Raw genomic sequence first — 19,258 nt, 5'->3', positions numbered from 1 at the left:
TTTTCGACGAAATGCACACTTTTTTCCCTATTTTTCAAAATATATGGGCAATCACAACGAATTTGGGCGGCTTGGAGAGGAAGTCGCTGAAAATTTTTTGATCCAAAAAGGCTATAAAATCCTCCAAAAAAACTATTACTACGCAAAAGCTGAGGTTGATATTGTAGCTCAAAAAGGAGATATTTTGGCCATAGTTGAAGTAAAATCGAGGTCCCAAGGCTTTGTAAAGGATTTAAATAACCTCATTAATCCCAAGAAAATAAAATTGTTAGTGAAAGCTGCCGATCACTATGTGCAGGAAAATAACCTCGATGTTGAGGTCAGATTCGATGTAATCACTGTCATCAAAACGAAATCAGGATTTAAAGTAGAACATTTGGAAGATGCGTTCCATCACTTTTAACCATTTGTTTTATTTATAACAAACTGTTATTTTTGCTCAAAACCAAACCTGATGAAAACCATTTCGGCAGTAGTTGAGCATTATATTAAAAAGAAGCCTTTTTTACAAAGTGCCTTGGCGCAAGGTATCATCAATTTAACCTCCCTATCCCGTCAGATAAAACCGGAGATTTCCGAAGCCCTGGGCAAAGATGTAAAGGATGGTGCAGTTGTCATGGCCTTAAAACGGTTGTCGGACGATTTGGAATTTCGTGCCACACACCGCATTGTTAAGGTACTTAAAAACATTGGCGAGATTACGGTACGGTCGAGTTTGACCGATTACACTTTTTTGGCTTCCGACACCATATTACAGCAGCAAGCGAAACTTCTGGAGGAGGTCAATACCAATCAAGATGTGTTTTATACCTCCTCTCGTGGAGTAAATGAAATCAATATTGTGATAAGCAATACGATGGATTCGGTTGTGGAAAAGTATTTTGCCCATGAGCGTTGCACCCAAAAAGCCGAAAACCTATCATCCATCACGGTCAAACTTCCTTCTGAGAACGTCTCGGTCCCGGGAATCTATTACTTCATTTTTCAACGCTTGGCTTGGGAGGGCATTGTTCTATATGAAGTGATTTCCACCACGAACGAGTTTACCATTTTGGTTAACGAAGAACAAGTGGATGTCGCTTTCAAGACCATAAAGGACTTAAAGTCACTTTAATTATAGGAATGTAAACTAAACAAGTTTCATTTTCGTTGTTGTTGAAGACCTACTCAACGATGACCAAAAAAAGAATACTTTTCGGTGTATTGGCAGTGATGCTGGTATACATTGGCTATTTGGTTTACCTTCTTGTTTTATCTCCCAAAACCAATCTTCAGTCCATTTATTTGATTCCGAAGGATGCGGTCTTCGTGATTGAGTCGGAACAACCGGTTGAAAGTTGGAAGAAAGTTAGCGAGAGCGAAGCCTGGGGACATCTTCTGAAGAATGACTATTTTTCAGAATTGACCAGCAGTATTCAAAAAGTAGATACCGTTTTTAATGATCAACGCAGGCTTTTTGAGTTTCTTGATGGCCGTTCCTTGTTCATCTCGGTTCATATGATTTCCCCAAAAGATTACGGTCTTTTTTATGTGCTCGACCTGAAACGAATTGCCAAGTTAAAGCTTCTGAAAACCTACCTCAATACCCTACTGAACGAAAACTATACACTGAGCAGACGGGACTATCACAATCATGAAATTTTGGAAGTGTACGATAAGAAGAACAAAAAAACCATGTTCCTCTCGTTTATCAAAAATCAACTTGTGGCCTCATATACCCATTCACTGGTGGAAGCCTCCATAGATCAATATGAAGAACCCATATTGGGACGGGACTTAAATTTTGTGGAGGTCAACCAACGCATTGGGTATGAAGATTTGTTCCGTCTATATCTGCAATACGAGTACTTTGATGATTATTTTCGAAGATTTTCGGATCAACCCGGACCATGGGTACAGCGCCTGAGCGAAAACTTTCTTTTCTCAGGATTCCATTTCGACCTCGACCGGAACGGTACAATTACGGCCAACGGCTTTACGAACATCAGTTTCGAAAATGAAAACTATTTAGAAGCCCTACAAAAGTCTGGGACGGCTGCAAGGACCATTCCGCAGATTGCTCCTAAGCGGACTGCACTGTATATAAGCTATGGTTTTGATAGCTTTTCAGAATTCTACCAAAACTTTGAAACAATCCAGAAAGACAATCCGGAACAGTTTAAAGCATATCAAGAGGGCATTCAGAAACTCGAAAAGTTTCTAAAAATCAATGTTAAAGAGAATTTTGTAAGCTGGATTGATGATGAAATTGCCCTGCTTCAGATACAATCAAAAATAACCAAAGGGAAAAACGATCTTGCCCTTGTGTTAAAGACAAACAATAGGGAAGATGCCAAAACCAATTTGGATTTCATCTTAGGTCAAATCAAGAAAAAGACCCCTGTTAAGTTTAAGGCCGTATCCTATAGAGGATATGAAATCAATTTTCTGTCCATCAAAGGATTTTTCAAAATTTTGTTGGGCAACCGTTTCAATGAGTTGGATAAACCCTATTTCACAACTATTGATGACTTCGTTGTTTTTAGCAACAACCCCAATACGCTAAAAAGTATGATCAATGGGGTTGAAGATAAGGAGACCCTTTCCACCTCTGAAGATTTTGAAACCTTCAACAAACGCTTTGAAAGAAAATCCAGCTTGTTCGTTTACAGTAATATTCCCGTCTTATATAATAATATGTATGCCTTGGCCGATGGCCAGACTCGGATGCAATTGCGAAAAAACAAGGATTTTATCATTTGCTTTCCCCAAATTGGGCTTCAGCTTACCCCGGAAGATAATCTTTTTGAAAGCCGCTTGGTTGCAAACTATAAAAATGTTGAAGAGGTAAAAAAGAGTTTACAGTTTCAAGAAAATCCATGGACAAGCACGGCCAACAATCAAATTTCCAAAAAGCAAGAACTTACCGAAGCTATTTTCAGGCTAAGACCTATTTATCCGACGGACCTTACGGCCAAAAAATTCATCAAAAATTTCATCAATGGGGCAAAACGGTATGAGGTTGAGCTGAAGGATGGCCTCAAACATGGCAGCTATACTGAATATTATCAGGATGGCACCGAAAAAATGACGGGGCGTTTTCGCAATGATGAACAGGTAGGCACCTGGCGTTATTTTGATGAGGAGGGTAAATTGTTGCTGAAGAAGCGATTTTAAACTCGTTGTCCATCCCCAATTATCCTTAGAACAGTAGTGTAAGTCAATCCACGAACATTTGTTACCTTCATGCAGTTCTAAATTTGCTGACATGAAATCCATTTTACCCTTTGTATTCTCTGTTTTGTTTGTATTAAGCTCATCCATTTTGATGGGGCAACAGTTTTACTTTCCCGAGCGAAATGCGACTTGGGAAACCTCTGGGGAGATGCAATCCACCTTTGACACAGAAAAACTGAATTTGGCTGTTGACTTTGCCAGGGAAAATGAATATTCAGGGTCACGAGATTTGCGACAAGCGATCTTAAAGGGATTTCAAAGAGAACCCTTCCATGAAATCTTAGGCCCGACCAAGAAACGGGGTGGGCCTGCCGGGATGATTTTAAAAAATGGATATTTGGTAACGTCTTGGGGCGACATCAAACGGGTGGATATGACCTTTAGTGTTACCAAAAGTTTCTTGTCTACCATGGCAGGATTGGCGTTTGACAAAGCGTTGATTTCTAGCACGGATGACAAGGTGGGACAATACATTTGGGATGGCACTTTTGATGGTGCCCACAACTCAAAGATTACCTGGGAGCACTTGTTGCAACAAAACTCGGATTGGTCAGGGGAGCTCTGGGGATTGAAAGATTGGGCCGACCGACCCCCAAGAGAGGGTGGCCTTGACGATTGGAAGTTTCGGGAACTTCGTGAACCGGGAACTGTCATGGAGTACAACGATGTTCGCGTAAATGTGTTGGCGTATTCCCTTACCCATTTATGGCGAACCCCCATGCCCAAAGTGCTCAAAGAAAAAATCATGGATCCCATTGGGGCCTCAACCACTTGGCGTTGGTATGGCTATGACCATGCTTGGACCACCATTGATGGCCTTAAGATGAAATCGGTTACAGGAGGCGGACACTCAGGAGCAGGAATTTTTATTAGCGCAGAAGACATGGCCCGTTTCGGATTACTTTTTCTCAATAACGGCCAATGGAAAGACAAAACTCTATTGAGCGAGGAATGGATCAGCAAGGCTACCACCCCATCAAAACCCAACGTAAACTGCGGCTATATGTGGTGGTTGAATCAAAAAGGCAACCGGCATTGGGAGGGAGTTCCTGAACACGTTTTTTATGCCGCTGGATTTGGAGGTAATTTTATTGTGGTAGACCAAAAAGCTGGATTGGTGATTGTTACTCGTTGGTTAGAACCCAAACAGATTGGGGAGTTTGTTCGGCAAGTTTATGACGCTCTTGACCAATAATGTTTCAAAAAAAGAACTCTTTATTCCTAATTAGAAATGGGTTGAAGTTCTTTGTGAAAAGGCTCCAATACCTTTAGTGCTTTCTCAACGGAATCAACCCCATCAAAAACCAACAACAACCGCAAGCCATTTCGCGTCTGTTTTTCTTTTAATTGACAGGCCCTTGGATTATTTTGAGCATATTGCAGCACTTGGGTAAAAGCAGGGCTCTGATAAAAATCAGATTGTTGGTCGGCAATAAAATAGCCCAAAAACTTACCTTTCTTAAGAATCACACGCTCCAATCCGATACTATTGGCAATCCATTTAATGCGAACAGAGTTCAACAGGTCAACAGCTTGTTCAGGAAGTTCACCAAAACGGTCCACCAGTTTGGTTTCATATTCTTGCAGCCCTTCCTCATCTCGGACTTCATTGAGTTGTGTGTACAGATTTAAGCGTTCAGTGATATTGTTGATGTAGTCATCCGGAAATAGAAGCTCAAAATCTGTATCAATTTGCGTATCCTTCACATAAACCTTTTCGCGGTCACCCTCCACTTCATCATACAATTCCTTAAACTCATTTTCTTTCAGTTCGTCAATGGCTTCCGAAAGAATTTTTTGATAGGTCTCAAACCCAATCTCATTGATAAAACCACTTTGTTCCCCACCGAGCAAATCCCCGGCACCCCTGATTTCCAAATCTTTCATGGCAATATGGAAGCCGCTACCCAGTTCGGTGAATTGTTCCAAAGCTTCAATTCGCTTACGGGCCTCGGTGGTCATTGCTTCATAAGGCGGGGTTATGAAGAAACAAAAGGCCTTCTTATTGCTTCGGCCCACACGCCCCCGCATTTGGTGCAGGTCGCTCAATCCAAAATTGTTGGCGTTATGGATGAAAATGGTATTGGCGTTGGTAACATCCAAACCACTTTCCACAATGGTGGTGGAAACCAGAACATCAAATTCCCCATTCATAAAGGCAAGCATAAGCTTCTCCAATTTTTTGCCTTCCATTTGCCCATGGCCAATCCCTATTTTGGCATCTGGCACCAAACGTTGGAGCATACCCGCAACCTCCTTGATGTTTTCAATACGATTATGAATAAAAAACACTTGTCCTCCTCGTTGAATTTCATACGAAATGGCATCACGGATCATTTCCTCATTAAGTCGAATAACGCGACTTTCAATGGGGTAGCGGTTGGGAGGTGGGGTATTGATGATGGATAAATCCCTAGCTGCCATCAGACTAAATTGCAAGGTTCGGGGTATAGGAGTTGCAGTAAGCGTAAGCACGTCCACATTTTCCTTAATGGACTTGAGCTTGTCTTTTACGGCTACCCCAAATTTTTGTTCTTCATCCACAATGAGCAATCCCAAATCTTTGAATTGCACATTTTTATTCACCAATTGGTGCGTGCCAATAATGATATCTATTTTCCCATTTGCAAGGCCTTCTAAAATATCGCGTTTTTCTTTTGCGGTTCGAAAGCGGTTGAGATAATCCACAGTTACGGGAAGCTCGCCTAGACGTTTTTTGAAGGTCTTGTTGTGTTGAAAGGCCAAAATGGTGGTTGGGACCAAAATCGCAACCTGTTTCCCATTGTCGACTGCTTTAAATGCTGCGCGAATGGCCACTTCGGTTTTACCAAAACCCACATCCCCACATATCAAACGGTCCATGGGGCGTTCACTCTCCATGTCCTTTTTTACATCTTGGGTGGCCTTGCCTTGGTCCGGAGTATCCTCATACAAGAACGAGGCCTCAAGCTCATGTTGCAGGTAACTGTCAGGGGCATATTGAAACCCTTTTTCCGTTCGTCGCTTCGCATAGACTTTGATAAGGTCAAAGGCAATTTGCTTGACCCGACTTTTAGTCTTTTGTTTGAGTTTTTTCCAAGCCGCTGACCCCAGTTTGTAGATTTTGGGAACCATGCCATCTTTTCCATTATACTTGGAAATTTTGTGAAGGGAGTGAATACTGACATACAAAATATCGCGGTCCCCATAGAAGAGTTTAATGGCTTCTTGTTGCTTTCCCTCGACATCAATTTTTTGAAGTCCGCCGAACTTACCGATTCCGTGGTCAATGTGGGTCACATAATCCCCAACTTCAAGTTTGGTAAGTTCCTTTAGCGTGATGGCCTGCTTTTTCGCGTAGCCATTTTTCAAATTGAATTTATGGTATCGTTCAAATATCTGATGGTCGGTATAACAGGCTAGCTTTAGATTCTCAGCAATAAAACCTTTATAGAGCGGAAAGACCAGGGTTTTGTAATGCACCTTTTCCTCCATCTCTTCAAAAATGTCATGAAACCGCTTTGCCTGTTGCTCGGTTGAGCAGAAAATATAGTTGGCATACCCTGCTTCATGATTATCGTTGAGGTTTTCTATCAACAAATCAAACTTTTTATTGAAGGAGGGTTGGGGCTTGGTTTGGAATGCTATTTCCGTGGATTGAATTCCTGCTGAAGATTCTCTGGAGACTCCATTCAATTCTGCAAGAGTGAAATCATTCAATTGGGTTTTCAACAATGCGGAAGTAACAAAAAGCTCTTCGGGCTGGGCATGTTTGAGTTCCCCTTCCAACTTGGCAAAACTTTCCTCGGCCTTTGAGAAAAAAGAATCGATTCGGTCGTACACCAAATCCAAATTCTTTGAATAAATGACGGTTTTCGGTGAGATGTATTTCAGAAAACTTTCACGGGATTCCTGGAGAAACTTATTTTCAACATTCGGAATTATGGTAATCCGCTTCACCTTGTCCGTGGATAACTGGGTCTCCACATCAAAAGTACGGATGCTGTCCACCTCATCACCAAAAAATTCGATTCGATAGGGCTCATCATGTGAAAAGGAAAAAACATCCACAATACCCCCGCGAACAGAAAACTCTCCCGGTTCTGTCACAAAATCCACCCGCTTGAATTGATACTCAAAAAGCACTTCGTTCAAAAAATCCAAGGAGAGCGTATCCTCCAATTTAATTTTGAGCGTGTTTTTATCGAGTTCTTTTCGCGTGACCACTTTTTCAAAAAGGGCATCGGGATAGGTAACGATCACTGCCGGTTTTTTTCGAGAGTTGATGCGATTAAGCACCTCAGCCCTGAGCAGTACATTGGCGTTGTCGGTCTCCTCAATCTGATAAGGTCTTCGATAGCTCCCGGGGTAAAAGAGCACATCATATTCCCCAATCAATTGCTCCAAATCATTTAGATAATAAGCAGCTTCTTCCTTATCATTCAATAAGAACAGAAATGGCAACTCTGCAGATTTAAAAGTGGAAGCCAACGCAAAAGAAAGGGCCGAACCGGTAAGACCTTTTAGACTGATATTTTCAGATTGGGCAATAGCTTCCCCTAGTTTCCTTAGTTCAGGAGACTGTTCAAAGCTTTGGGAAATGGATGATGGGGTCAATCCAAAAAATTTGTGGCAAATATAAAACGAAGCACATGGGCTGACAAGTTGAATTTAAACTTTCACGATTTCATTTTCAACAATAGCGAATACTTCATCTTCTTTTTTGGGTTGGAGCACATGGGTGCCCGTAAATTCCCCAAAAGCGGGTAAAATCAATTGGGCATTGGTTTTGAAAAAACAGGGTAGGCGCAACTTCTGGCGGCCAAAACCTTGAAGCCGAACAGCCGGGTGAATGTGTCCGCAAAAGGTAAAGAGTCCCTCCCGTTCTTCGGGATGATGGGTGAGCAAGAAGTTTTCCAAAATAAGCTCCTGGAAAATGGGCACGCCGATTTGTTCAAATTTATGGGGGGAGATAATATCATGGTTTCCTGAAACCAAAATGATTTCAGAAGGAATTTTTGCTACCCAATTTTCAAATAGCTCCCACTCCTTGTTTAAGGATGAATGAAATAGGTCGCCCAAAAAACAAATTTGAAACGGATTAAAGTGTTCGACTATCTCGTCAAGAAGCAGGTAGTTTTTGTGCAGTGCTTTTCGCGGGACCGCTGCGCCAAATTTCCGAAAATGGGCCACTTTGCCCAAATGCACATCACTTATCAATAACAAGGATTTTTCCTCCCAAAAAATACCCCCCAAGGGGTGAAGCAAAAACTGTTGATTTTTAATTTCTATCGGAAGCGTCATTTCGTCAAAATCTTGGTCATCCGTTTGATGCGGTCTGCCAATTTCTCATTCGATAATTTCTCCCGCAATCTATCGGTTATTATTGGGAAAGAAAAAGGGGTCGCATTTGTGCATGCTTTCCAAACAATTTCTTGGGTGGCAATACGCTCCAGGGCCATTCGTAAACGTCCTTCCTCAAGCTGATGTTCAAAAGTTTCGGTAAAGGCTTGTTGGAACATCAGATTATCGGGTTCAAAATCCCGAAAAACATCAAAAAGCAATTGGGAACTGCTTTGAAGGTGCTTCATTTTTACGCCCTTCTCTGGATAACCGGTAAAAACCATCCCGCTAATTACTGCTATGTCTCGAAACTTTCGACGTGCCATTTCGTTCGAATTCAAACTTTTTTGAAGGTCCGCCAACATATATTCGGTGGTGAACAGGTTGTTATCAATCACCGCCTGAATGTCGATGGGTTTATCAGAAAGCATTTCAAAACCATAATCATTGAATGCCAGGGAACAGGTGATAGGCTCAAGCAGGCCAATACGATAGGAAAGCAAGCTGCTCATGGCTTCATGTACGCCCCTTCCTTCGAAAGGATAGAAAATATGATGATAGCCATCCCGTGATTTGAAGGTCTCAATCAAAAATTCACCAGGCTGGGGCACAATACTTTCTTCACGCTGTTTGTTGAACATGGGCTCCAAGGATTTAATCTCCTGTGATTGCTTTTTAAACTCCAGTTCAGCAGTGTACAACTCTTCCCGAAGCAACTTTGACATTTGGGCCGAAAAACTCAAGCGACCTCCCATCCAAGAAGGTACTTTATTGGTTCGCTTTGTGGAGTTCCAAACATGGGCCTGCATGCCCTTTATCCGAATAAATTCCAAGTTACGACCAGCAAAAGTAAAAACATCCCCTGCAGTTAATTTGGAGATAAAGTATTCTTCGATGGAACCGATATATCCTCCTTTTTGATAGCGGACCGTAATCGTGGCATCACCGACAATAGTACCAATTTGAAAACGATGGCGCATGGCAATACCCTTGTTGTTTACTTTGAACTTTCCATCGGGTTCCACTTCCACCTTTTTGTACTCGTCATAGGTCTTAAGGCTCTGACTTCCCATCACTAGAAAATTGAGCAGCCATTGCCATTCATTTTCAGTAATCCCCTGATAGCAGAAGGTTTGTTTAATTTCTGAAAAGATTTCTTCTGGGTAAAAACCATCGGAGACTGCCAGGGTGGTCAAATACTGCACCAATACATCGTAACTGTTCAAATAAGGGATGCGATCTTCAACCGCATTGTCCTTGACTGCTACTTGGAGTGCCGAAGCTTCTATCAGTTCCATGGCATGGGTGGGCAAAAAGTAGATGACGCTCTCTTTTCCAGGTCGATGACCACTACGCCCCGCTCGCTGTAAAAAGCGGGCAACTCCTTTGGGTCCACCAATCTGGATGACTGTTTCCACAGGTGCAAAATCCACCCCCAAATCAAGACTTGAAGTACATACGACGGCTTTTAGGCTCTCATTTCGAATTGCCTCTTCAACCCAAATTCGCGTTTCCTTGTTGATACTCCCGTGATGCATGGCAATTTCACCTGCATATTCGGGATGCTTTTCCAAGATTTTTTGAAACCAAATTTCGCATTGACTTCGGGTATTGGTAAATAGTAAGGTGGTCTTACTTTTATTGATGATAGGGACTACTTCTTCCAACAAATGCAATCCCAAATGCCCTCGCCATGGGAAGGTTTCCATTTTTTCTGGGATAATACTTCGCACCGTGATTTTTTTGTTGAGATTGGCCCTGACCAAAATGGAATTTTGTAGCGCCTCGGAAGTGGGTCCCAACAATACTTCTCGTGCTTGTTCCAAATTTCCTATGGTAGCCGAAATACCCCAAATACGTAAGTTTTCGCACACCGTTTTCAATCGCGAAAGACCCAGTTCCATTTGCACTCCACGTTTGGTACCCAATAACTCATGCCATTCGTCCACAACAATGGCCGAACAATCTTGAAAAACCTTGGCATAACCTTTTGAAGAAAGCAAGAGCTGAAGACTTTCAGGTGTTGTGATAAGCAAATCGGGCATAGTGGTTTTTTGTCGAGCCCTTTCCTTTGTCGAAGTATCCCCTGTTCGGATACCCACCGTCATTTGCGTTTCCAGATCTTGGGTAACCCGTTCTGCAGATTGTTTGATTTCTTGCGATAGGGCGCGCAAAGGAGTAATCCAAATGGCCTTTAAGCCTTTTTTGTGCTTGGTTTTGTAGTTGGGATGTCTTTTGATGTAATCGAGTACTATCGGAAACCAAAGGGCGTAGGTTTTTCCACTACCCGTTGGGGCATTGAGCAGGCCATGTTTTCCTTGCAGAAAAGCTTTCCAGGTCTCTTTCTGAAAAGGAAAGGGCTTCCAACTTTGTTGATGAAACCAATCTTTAGCGATATGGAAAAGCTCTTTTTGGGTCATTAATTGCGAGTAAAACGAAGCAATCCAATTAATTCTTGTTCAGCTTCCTCAATTCAAGGTTTTCATCAATCCAGTTTAGGGACAAATCATACCATTCTGGATTTATGGAGTTGATTAAATCGATTTTTCTTTTGCGGTTACCGGCCTTCAATTGTTTTTCTCTTTCAAATGCATCTGTCACACAATCGAATTCCTCAAAATATACCAGTAAGGTACAATTGTATCTTTTTGTAAACGATTTTGGAAAAATACCTTGTTTATGTTCATTGATTCTTCGTTCCATGTTACTGGTTGCTCCAATGTACAGTACTGTTTTATTTTTATTGGTGAGAATATAGCAATAGCCTTTGGTCATTTTGCAGTTTCTTTATGGGATTCCTTCGCCATGCTCGGAATTAACCCCCTAAGGTCATCCAAAGTATTTGCTTCCTCAATCTTCTTATCTTTTCGCCATCTTAAAATTCGTGGGAAACGGGTAGCTACCCCGCTCTTGTGCCGTTTGGAAAGGGCGATGCCCTCGAAGGCAATTTCGAACACGTGATGTGGAGTAACACTGCGTACCGGCCCAAAACGTTCTAAAGTGTTTTTCTTGATCCAGGCGTCTACCTCTCGAAATTCGGCATCGGTCAACCCGGAATACGCCTTGGCGAAGGTAACCAACTCCTTATCCCCATTTTCTTTGGTTTCCCACAAAGCAAAAGTGTAATCGGTAAACAGATTACTTCGCCTTCCATGGCCCCGCATGGCATAGGTCAATACGGCATCAATGGTCAAAGGTTCTACCTTCCATTTCCACCAATCCCCCTTTTTCCGTCCAACCTGGTAAGGAGAATGATTGTGTTTGAGCATCAGACCTTCACTGCGAACTTCCCTAGAGCGTTCCCGTTCTTTGGCTACCCTCTCCCACGTATCGAACTGTAATCGCTCTGATAGATAGAAAGACTTCCCAAGCACATTGGAATCCAGCTGACGAAACAAGTTTTCCAAAAGTTGCCTACGTTCCAAATAGGGTTTACCGCGAATGTCCTTTCCTTCCCATTCCAAAAGATCATAGGCTTTTAAAATGACAGGAGTCTGTTCCAACAAAGATTTGGACACTGTTTTTCTACCGATTCGGGTTTGAAGGTCATTGAAGGTGCCTATTTCGCCTTTGGGAAATGGCAACAGTTCCCCATCTAATACCGTTCCATTGGGGATGCTCCCGATGAAGGATTGAAACTCGGGATATTTGTCCGTGACCAATTCTTCGCCTCTACTCCAAATGAAGATTTCATCATTCCTCAAAATCACTTGGGATCGTATGCCGTCCCATTTATGCTCCGCGGACCAAGCCTTTACGTCACCCAATTGGGAAACATCGTCTTCCAATGCATAAGCCAAATAAAAGGGATAAGGTTTTGATAGATAATCACTTTCCTTTTCTTCTAGAACCAAATCCTGAAAGGATATAGTCCTAGGGTCCCAGTTACCCATCAGTTTATAGGCCAGAACATCTTCGTCTAAATTGGTTGCCTTGGCCAAGGACCTGGTCATCAGTTTTTGACTAACACCGATTCGAAATCCTCCGGTAATCAGTTTCGTGAACACAAAGCGTTCATAGTAGTTCAAACATTCCCAATTCTGAACAAGGTAATTCTTCTTTTCTTCATCGCTTTTGGACTTAAGCGCAATCATTTCTTCCAAAAACTGGGTGAGGGTCTTTTTAGTACTTTGTGTTGAAGAGGGGACCACCAAAGCGATGGTTTCGGCCAAATCCCCAACGATGTGATAGCTTTCTTCAAACAACCATTGTGGAATTTTCGAAAGTTCTGCCGCCCATTGTCGTAGTAGGGTGGTATTGACAGGTCGCGGAGGCCTTCGATGCGATAAAATGGCAATGGTCCAAACTTTATCGGCATCGTTCGCAGCATTGAAATAAGCCGCCAAGGCTTCTACTTTACGATTGGTTTTGTTTGTGCTATCCAGAGTTTTGATAAGATCAGCGAACTGTTTCATGGTGCAGCTGCCTTTTCTGGTTCTGAAGTATTTATCTCGGCCAATTCCCCTTCGTACTGCGTATCTTCGGTTCGAGCGTCGTAACCCAGTTCCCTTAAATACCGTGAAAAAATTTCTGTATAGCCATGGGTGCAAATTATTTTTTCGGCGCCGGTAGACTTTATGCTGTCCAACAAGTCATCCCAATCACAATGATCGCTTAGCACAAAGCCCTTGTCGATGGCTCGTCTTCTGCGTGCACCACGAAAGGTCATCCACCCACTTGCGGATGCAGTGACGTAAGGAACCATTTTCCGAATCCACGTACTGCCGTGGGCACTTGGTGGCGCAATGACCATATTGCCCAAAAGCCCCTCCTTTTTCGTTTCCCCGGTGATAAGGGTAGTAGGTGGTAAGTCAACTATGGCACGAAGCACTTGGGTCATATTTTCGACAGCTCCATGGGTATAGATCGCTCCAATGGAGGTATCCAAATGTTTCAATAAGCGTTGCGCCTTCCCTAGGGTGTACCCAAACAAAACCGAGGTTTTTCCTTCAGCTCTATTTTGGGCCCACCATTCATTGATTTCTTTGAAGACCTTTTCTTGTGGCACCCATTTAAATGCGGGTAGGCCAAAGGTGCATTCGGTAATGAAGGTATGGCATTTCACAGTTTCGTATTGGGTAGCCAAGCCATCATTTTCTGTTTTATAGTCTCCTGTAAAAACCCAAATTTCTCCTTTATGTTCGACACGTATTTGGGAAGATCCAATAATGTGTCCGGCCGGATGCAAGCTGAATTTCACTCCGTTTATCGAAAAGGTTTCTCCCCATTTCTTCCCTGAAATATTGACTTCTCCCAAACGATGCTTCACAATGGGAACGTTTCGGTGATGGGTAATGTATTGCTTATGCCCCCAACGACTATGATCGGCATGGCCATGTGAGATAATGGCCCGGTCCACCGGTTTCCAAGGGTCTAAATACACATCTGCGGCTTGGCAATAAATTCCTTTATTCGTAAATTGGAGTAGAGGGGTTTTCATAGCTTTGGTAAATTACGAATTTCTTTTGGGGATAAATGCCCTGCTTTTCTTCCGTAAAAATTATATTTGCCGAACAAATTTTAGCACATGCCGATTTTAGATTTATACGAGCACGGAGAACAACGAAGCAATTTGGCCCATTTTGCCACCTTGGCCAGTTTGGCTGCCGTAGATGGAGTAGTGAATGAAAAGGAGAAGGCCATTTTGGAAAAGTTTGCTTTTCAATTGAACATTACCGAAAAAGAATATAAAGAGGTGATGAAAAAGGAGAACAAATACCCCATTGAAACACCGCATAGTTCAGAACAAAGACTAAAACGCCTGTTTGATTTTTTCAGAATGGTATTCGCCGACAATCAAATTGAGGAGGAACAAATGATTCTTATTGAGAAGTACGCCATCGGACTGGGGTACTCTCCCGAAGGGGCAAAAGAACTTATCAAAAAGTCATTTGATATCTTCTCCGGCAAAATCAACTTTGAGGCGTATCAATATCTTCTAGATCACTAAGATCTAGCCGCCATAAATTCCTCGGCTTTTTCCACCATTTTTTTGCTGCCACAGAAAAAAGGAACCCTTTGGTGCAGTTCCGTAGGTTGAATGTCCATGATGGGATTAAAACCATCACTTGCTTTTCCATTGGCTTGCTCGGCCAAGAAGGCCATGGGATTACATTCGTATAGCAATCGCAGCTTTCCGTTTGAAGCTTTGCTGCTCTTTGGATAGAGGTAGATGCCTCCTTTAATCATGTTTCTGTGAAAATCGGAGACCAAAGAACCAATATACCTAGAGGTGTAGGGTCTATCACCTTCCTCCATCTGACAGTACTTGATGTAATCCTTCACGCCTTGGGGAAAATGGATATAATTCCCCTCGTTTACTGAATAAATTTTCCCTGTTTTGGGGAATTGCATATCCGGATGGGATAAATAGAAAGTGCCCAAAGCTGGGTTAAGGGTAAACCCGTTTACACCATCTCCGGTGGTATAGACCAGCATGGTCGAAGTGCCATAAATGATATAACCAGCGGCAATTTGGTTTCTTCCAGGTTGCAGAAAGTCTTCCAAAGTCACTGGGGTCCCCACGGGGGTAACCCTTCGATAGATGGAAAAAATAGTTCCGACCGACACATTTACATCGATATTCGAAGAACCATCCAAGGGATCGATAAGCACAATGTATTTGTTTTGGTGTTTCTCGTCAAAACTATTGATGCTAATAAAATCATCTTCCTCTTCGGAAGCGATTCCGCAAACAATTTCTCGGTTCTTCAGGGTTTGAATGAATTTTTCATTGGCCAAAACGTCCAGTTTCTGTTGATTTTCCCCCTGAATATTGGTGTCCCCTGCTGTCCCTATGATGTCGACAAGACCTGCCTTGTTCACCTCGTGGTTCACCACTTTTGCAGCCAATCGAATACCATTGAGTAGACGGGAAAGCTCCCCTGAGGTATATTGAAATGAATTCTGATTGGCAATGATAAATTCCCCAAGCGTGCTATGCTGTTTGTCGAACATTTAAGGCTGTTTTATTTGCTGACAAATATCGGGTATTTTGTGATACTACATCGATTTCGTAAAACTTAAATTATGTAAATTTATAACTTTGAGTTTTATTTGTAACAATATGGATTTTACTATTCGAGATGCCCGTAAAGAGGACATGGAACAGGTAATTGGGTTGGTCCGTGAACTGGCCGATTATGAAAAAGAGCCTCATGAAGTTGAGGTCACTTCTGAAGATTTGGTTAGGGATGGCTTTGGTAAGAACCCACTTTTTCATTGTTTTGTGGCCGAATACGCTAACCAAGTCATGGGAATAGCCTTGGTGTATCCTCGCTACTCGACTTGGAAAGGACCAGTAATCCATTTGGAAGACTTGATCATTACTGAAAAGGCAAGAGGTGAAGGTCTGGGAACCGCACTATTGAATGAAGTGGTGCGATATGGATATGCCTTGGGCGTAAAGCGAATTTGTTGGGAGGTCTTGGATTGGAACGACCCGGCTATCAGTTTTTATGAAAGTAAAGGAGCCCGGGTGATGCGGGATTGGGATGTGGTACAGTTGGATGAAAAAGGAATTGAAAAATACATTGACAAAATAAATTCAGAGGAAAGATTACATGAAGGTATTTAAGTTTGGAGGTGCGTCCGTGAAGGACGCGGATGGTGTTAAAAATTTAGTTCGCGTTCTTAAGGAAACAGGATACAACGATACTTTTCTAGTGGTTTCTGCCATGGGCAAGACAACCAACGCCATGGAGAACGTGGTGGAGGCCTATTTTGAGAATAAGAGTAAAATAGCTTCCGCACTACAAGAGGTAATCGGTTACCATGAGGCAATTCTGTTCGATTTGTTCGAGAACAAGAATCATCCTGTTTATTCCCAAGTAAAAACACTTTTTGATGAAGTAAAAGGGTTTCTAGCATGGAACAAATCCCCAAAATATGCTTTTGTCTATGATCAGGTAGTGGGCTATGGAGAATTGGTATCGACAACAATTGTGAGCGCTTATCTCAGCGAAATGGGAATACCCAATATCTGGAAAGATATACGCGATTTGATCAAAACCGATAATTCGTATAGGGATGCCAAGGTCAATTGGGAACGTACCCAACAAGCTGTGACCGATAATGTCGATGTTACCAAGCTCAATATTTCCCAAGGTTTTTTAGGGAGTGATGACAATAATTTTACCACTACTTTAGGAAGGGAAGGATCGGATTATTCGGCCGCAATCTTAGCCTTTTGTCTCAACGCCAAATCCGTCACCATTTGGAAAGACGTGCCAGGAGTTCTGAATGCAGACCCAAGAAATTTTGATGAGACGCAACTATTGGACTACATTTCCTATCGAGAAGCTATCGAGCTTGCGTTTTATGGTGCTTCGGTGATTCACCCCAAAACCTTGCAACCTTTACAGCGCAAGGATATCCCTCTGCATGTAAAATCATTTATCAATCCAGTTGGTGAGGGTACAACGGTAGGCAAGGGAAACGGAATTGCACCATTGGTACCTTGTTTTATCGTTAAAAAGGATCAAGTGCTCATAAAGCTTTCCTCTTTGGATTTCTCCTTTATTGTTGAAAACAACATCAGTGAAATCTTTAAGCTTTTCCACGACCACAGGATGAAGGTGGATTTGATCCAAAACTCTGCCATCAGTTTTTCTGTTTGTTTGGATAACAAGTTTGGAGGGTTGGATGCCATGCTCCAAGAGTTAAAACGGAAATTTAAAGTGGTCTGTCACGAAGATGTTTCCTTGTACACCATTCGTCATTTTAATGATGACGCCGTGAAATCGCTTCAAAACGGACGAACCGTACTCGTGGAACAGCGTGGCCGTGAGACGGTTCAGCTAGTAGTAAAATAAATTTGGCCTAGCCCCTCAATTGTTTGTTCCCCTGTTTGGGTTATTTCCTATATTTACCTTTACCTAATTGATAAAACATGGGGTTGGTTTCGGCGAAAGAGGTAGCTAAGGTGATTCATCTGAATCGCTATGGTTTTTTGGGAACATTTATTGGTTGGCTCTTGATGGTGGCTACCAAAATGACGACAATTAATCGTTTTTACAACAAAAACAAAGAGCTCAAAGGATCTGATTTTCTAGATGCTATCTTGGAAAACTATGAGATAGATTTTGAAATTCCGGAAGAAGATTTGAAGCGATTGCCAAAATCGGGTCCATTCATCACAATCAGTAATCACCCACTTGGTGGAATTGATGGTGTTTTGCTTTTGAAATTGATGCTGCATGAGCGAGAAGATTTCAAAATCATTGCCAACTTTTTGCTACAGCGCATCGAGCCCCTGAAACCGTTCATTATGCCGGTGAATCCTTTTGAGAACCACAAGGATGCAAAGAGCAGCATTATGGGATTCAAAAATGCCTTGTCCCATTTGAGGGAGGGGCATCCTCTAGGAATTTTTCCCGCCGGGGAAGTGTCGACTTACAAAGATGGAAAATTGGTAGTGGACCGACCTTGGGAGGAAGCTGCTCTTAAACTGATTCGAAAAGCGGAAGTCCCTGTTGTACCTATTTACTTTCATGCCAAAAACAGCAGACTTTTTTATAGACTTTCTAAAATGAATGATGTTTTTAGAACGGCCAAACTACCTTCGGAGCTTACTACTCAAAGAAGAAGACCTATAAAGGTTCGAGTGGGACAGCCCATTTCAGTTGCCTCCCAAAAGGAAGAAGAAACCTTGGAAGACTTTACCGAATTGCTTCGAAAAAAAACCTATTTATTGGCCAATGCTTTTGAGACAGAACGATTGATCGATAAGGTCCCAACGACACTTAAAATTCCAAAGGCGCCTAAAAAAATTGCATCAGCGGTAAGTGTAAAAGTGGTTGAGGGGGAGATAGAAAAGCTTCGTGAAAAAGACTGCCGTTTGCTGCAAAGCAAAAACTACGAAGTGTATCTGGCCCAAGAGAAGGATATGCCCTTTATACTAAAAGAGATTGGTAGACAGCGCGAAATCACATTCCGCGAAGTGGGGGAAGGCACAAACAATGCCATTGATCTTGATAAATTCGATTCCTATTACCATCATCTATTTCTCTGGGACAACGAAGAAAAGGTTATTGTTGGAGCTTACCGAATGGGATTGGGTTCGGAGATTTTTGAAAAATATGGCATTGACGGTTTTTATCTTCAAGATCTTTTTCGATTTGAGCCTGAACTCTATGGGATGATGCGCAAATCCATAGAAATGGGAAGGGCCTATATCGTTAAGGAATACCAGCAAAAGCCCATGCCTTTGTTCTTGTTGTGGAAGGGTATTGTTCACACCACCTTGCGCCACCCCGAACATAAATATTTAATTGGTGGAGTAAGTATCAGCAATCAGTTTTCCAACTTTTCAAAATCCTTGATGATTGAATTCATGAAATCCAATTATTGGGATCCCTACGTGGCGCAATACATTCGGCCTAAAAAAGAATTCAAGGTTCAGTTGAAGGATGCGGACAAGGAGTTTGTTTTTGATGAGACTCAAGCGGACTTGAACAAATTTGATAAGCTCATCGGTGAGGTGGAGCCCGGCAGTCTTCGGTTGCCCGTATTGATAAAAAAATACATCAAACAGAATGCAAAGGTTGTCGCTTTTAACGTGGATCCCTTGTTCAATAATTCTGTGGATGGCTTGATGTATATTAAGATTGCTGACCTGCCGGAGAGTACGGTTAAGCCTGTAATGGAAGAATTCCAAGCTGAATTGGAACGAAAAATGGCGGAAGGCCATTCCCCAACACCTGTTGACCTCGAGTAGAGG

General features: G+C 42.3%; 15 protein-coding genes. 8 read left to right on the top strand and 7 right to left on the bottom strand.

The features are described from left to right. Positions 1–43 precede the first annotated feature (43 nt). From EW142_RS11260 to EW142_RS11245, 4 genes are all read left to right on the top strand, one after another. Positions 44–403, top strand: coding sequence for a YraN family protein (locus EW142_RS11260; RefSeq protein WP_130613895.1), 360 nt, complete (start codon positions 44–46; stop codon positions 401–403). Positions 404–454: 51 nt separating this feature from the next. Further along, a complete protein-coding gene (locus EW142_RS11255) occupies positions 455–1,114 on the top strand; it encodes an aspartate kinase (RefSeq protein WP_130613893.1) in 660 nt (219 codons plus the stop codon). 59 nt (positions 1,115–1,173) lie between these two features. Then, the gene (locus EW142_RS11250; RefSeq protein WP_130613891.1) at positions 1,174–3,156 is read left to right on the top strand and encodes a DUF3352 domain-containing protein; all 1,983 of its coding nucleotides are present in this window, start codon (positions 1,174–1,176) and stop codon (positions 3,154–3,156) included. 91 nt (positions 3,157–3,247) lie between these two features. Beyond that, the gene (locus EW142_RS11245; RefSeq protein WP_130613889.1) at positions 3,248–4,411 is read left to right on the top strand and encodes a serine hydrolase domain-containing protein; all 1,164 of its coding nucleotides are present in this window, start codon (positions 3,248–3,250) and stop codon (positions 4,409–4,411) included. A gap of 26 nt (positions 4,412–4,437) precedes the next feature. Here EW142_RS11245 and mfd read toward each other — a convergent pair whose 3' ends face one another. The 6 genes from mfd to EW142_RS11215 are packed head-to-tail and all read right to left on the bottom strand — an operon-like array spanning position 4,438 to position 13,978. Then, positions 4,438–7,812, bottom strand: coding sequence for a transcription-repair coupling factor (gene mfd / locus EW142_RS11240; protein WP_130613887.1), 3,375 nt, complete (start codon positions 7,810–7,812; stop codon positions 4,438–4,440). Between the two features lie 54 nt (positions 7,813–7,866). Next, the gene (gene pdeM / locus EW142_RS11235) at positions 7,867–8,499 is read right to left on the bottom strand and encodes a ligase-associated DNA damage response endonuclease PdeM (protein ID WP_130613885.1); all 633 of its coding nucleotides are present in this window, start codon (positions 8,497–8,499) and stop codon (positions 7,867–7,869) included. Then, positions 8,496–10,958, bottom strand: coding sequence for a ligase-associated DNA damage response DEXH box helicase (locus tag EW142_RS11230; protein ID WP_130613883.1), 2,463 nt, complete (start codon positions 10,956–10,958; stop codon positions 8,496–8,498). Before EW142_RS11230 ends, pdeM begins: the two co-directional genes overlap by 4 nt. Before the next feature lie 28 nt (positions 10,959–10,986). After that, positions 10,987–11,313 carry a GIY-YIG nuclease family protein gene (locus tag EW142_RS11225; RefSeq protein WP_130613881.1) on the bottom strand — a complete coding sequence of 109 codons (327 nt, stop codon included), beginning with the start codon at positions 11,311–11,313 and terminating at the stop codon, positions 10,987–10,989. Beyond that, the gene (locus EW142_RS11220) at positions 11,310–12,953 is read right to left on the bottom strand and encodes an ATP-dependent DNA ligase (protein ID WP_130613880.1); all 1,644 of its coding nucleotides are present in this window, start codon (positions 12,951–12,953) and stop codon (positions 11,310–11,312) included. The genes EW142_RS11225 and EW142_RS11220 overlap by 4 nt, the downstream gene beginning before the upstream one ends. Further along, positions 12,950–13,978, bottom strand: coding sequence for a ligase-associated DNA damage response exonuclease (locus tag EW142_RS11215; RefSeq protein WP_130613878.1), 1,029 nt, complete (start codon positions 13,976–13,978; stop codon positions 12,950–12,952). Before EW142_RS11215 ends, EW142_RS11220 begins: the two co-directional genes overlap by 4 nt. A gap of 87 nt (positions 13,979–14,065) precedes the next feature. Here EW142_RS11215 and EW142_RS11210 point away from each other — a divergent pair, with 87 nt between their 5' ends. Further along, the gene (locus tag EW142_RS11210) at positions 14,066–14,488 is read left to right on the top strand and encodes a TerB family tellurite resistance protein (RefSeq protein ID WP_130613876.1); all 423 of its coding nucleotides are present in this window, start codon (positions 14,066–14,068) and stop codon (positions 14,486–14,488) included. On the opposite strand, the gene fbp is transcribed toward EW142_RS11210, so the two are convergent. After that, entirely contained in the window at positions 14,485–15,495 is a 1,011-nt protein-coding gene (gene fbp / locus EW142_RS11205; protein WP_130613874.1) for a class 1 fructose-bisphosphatase, read from the bottom strand. The two genes, EW142_RS11210 and fbp, sit on opposite strands and share 4 nt — an antisense overlap. Before the next feature lie 109 nt (positions 15,496–15,604). Between fbp and EW142_RS11200 the strand changes: the two genes are divergently transcribed. From EW142_RS11200 to EW142_RS11190, 3 genes are all read left to right on the top strand, one after another. After that, a complete protein-coding gene (locus EW142_RS11200; protein WP_130613872.1) occupies positions 15,605–16,114 on the top strand; it encodes a GNAT family N-acetyltransferase in 510 nt (169 codons plus the stop codon). Next, positions 16,101–17,351, top strand: a complete 1,251-nt coding sequence (locus tag EW142_RS11195; protein ID WP_130613870.1) for an aspartate kinase — start codon at positions 16,101–16,103, stop codon at positions 17,349–17,351. The genes EW142_RS11200 and EW142_RS11195 overlap by 14 nt, the downstream gene beginning before the upstream one ends. 77 nt (positions 17,352–17,428) lie before the next feature. Beyond that, entirely contained in the window at positions 17,429–19,255 is a 1,827-nt protein-coding gene (locus tag EW142_RS11190) for a GNAT family N-acyltransferase (RefSeq protein WP_130613868.1), read from the top strand. The last annotated feature ends 3 nt before the right edge of the window (positions 19,256–19,258 follow it).

The organism is Flagellimonas allohymeniacidonis (assembly GCF_004296335.1).
GTDB classification, from domain to species: Bacteria; Bacteroidota; Bacteroidia; order Flavobacteriales; family Flavobacteriaceae; genus Flagellimonas; species Flagellimonas allohymeniacidonis.
This window is presented reverse-complemented; position numbering and strand designations above follow the sequence as displayed.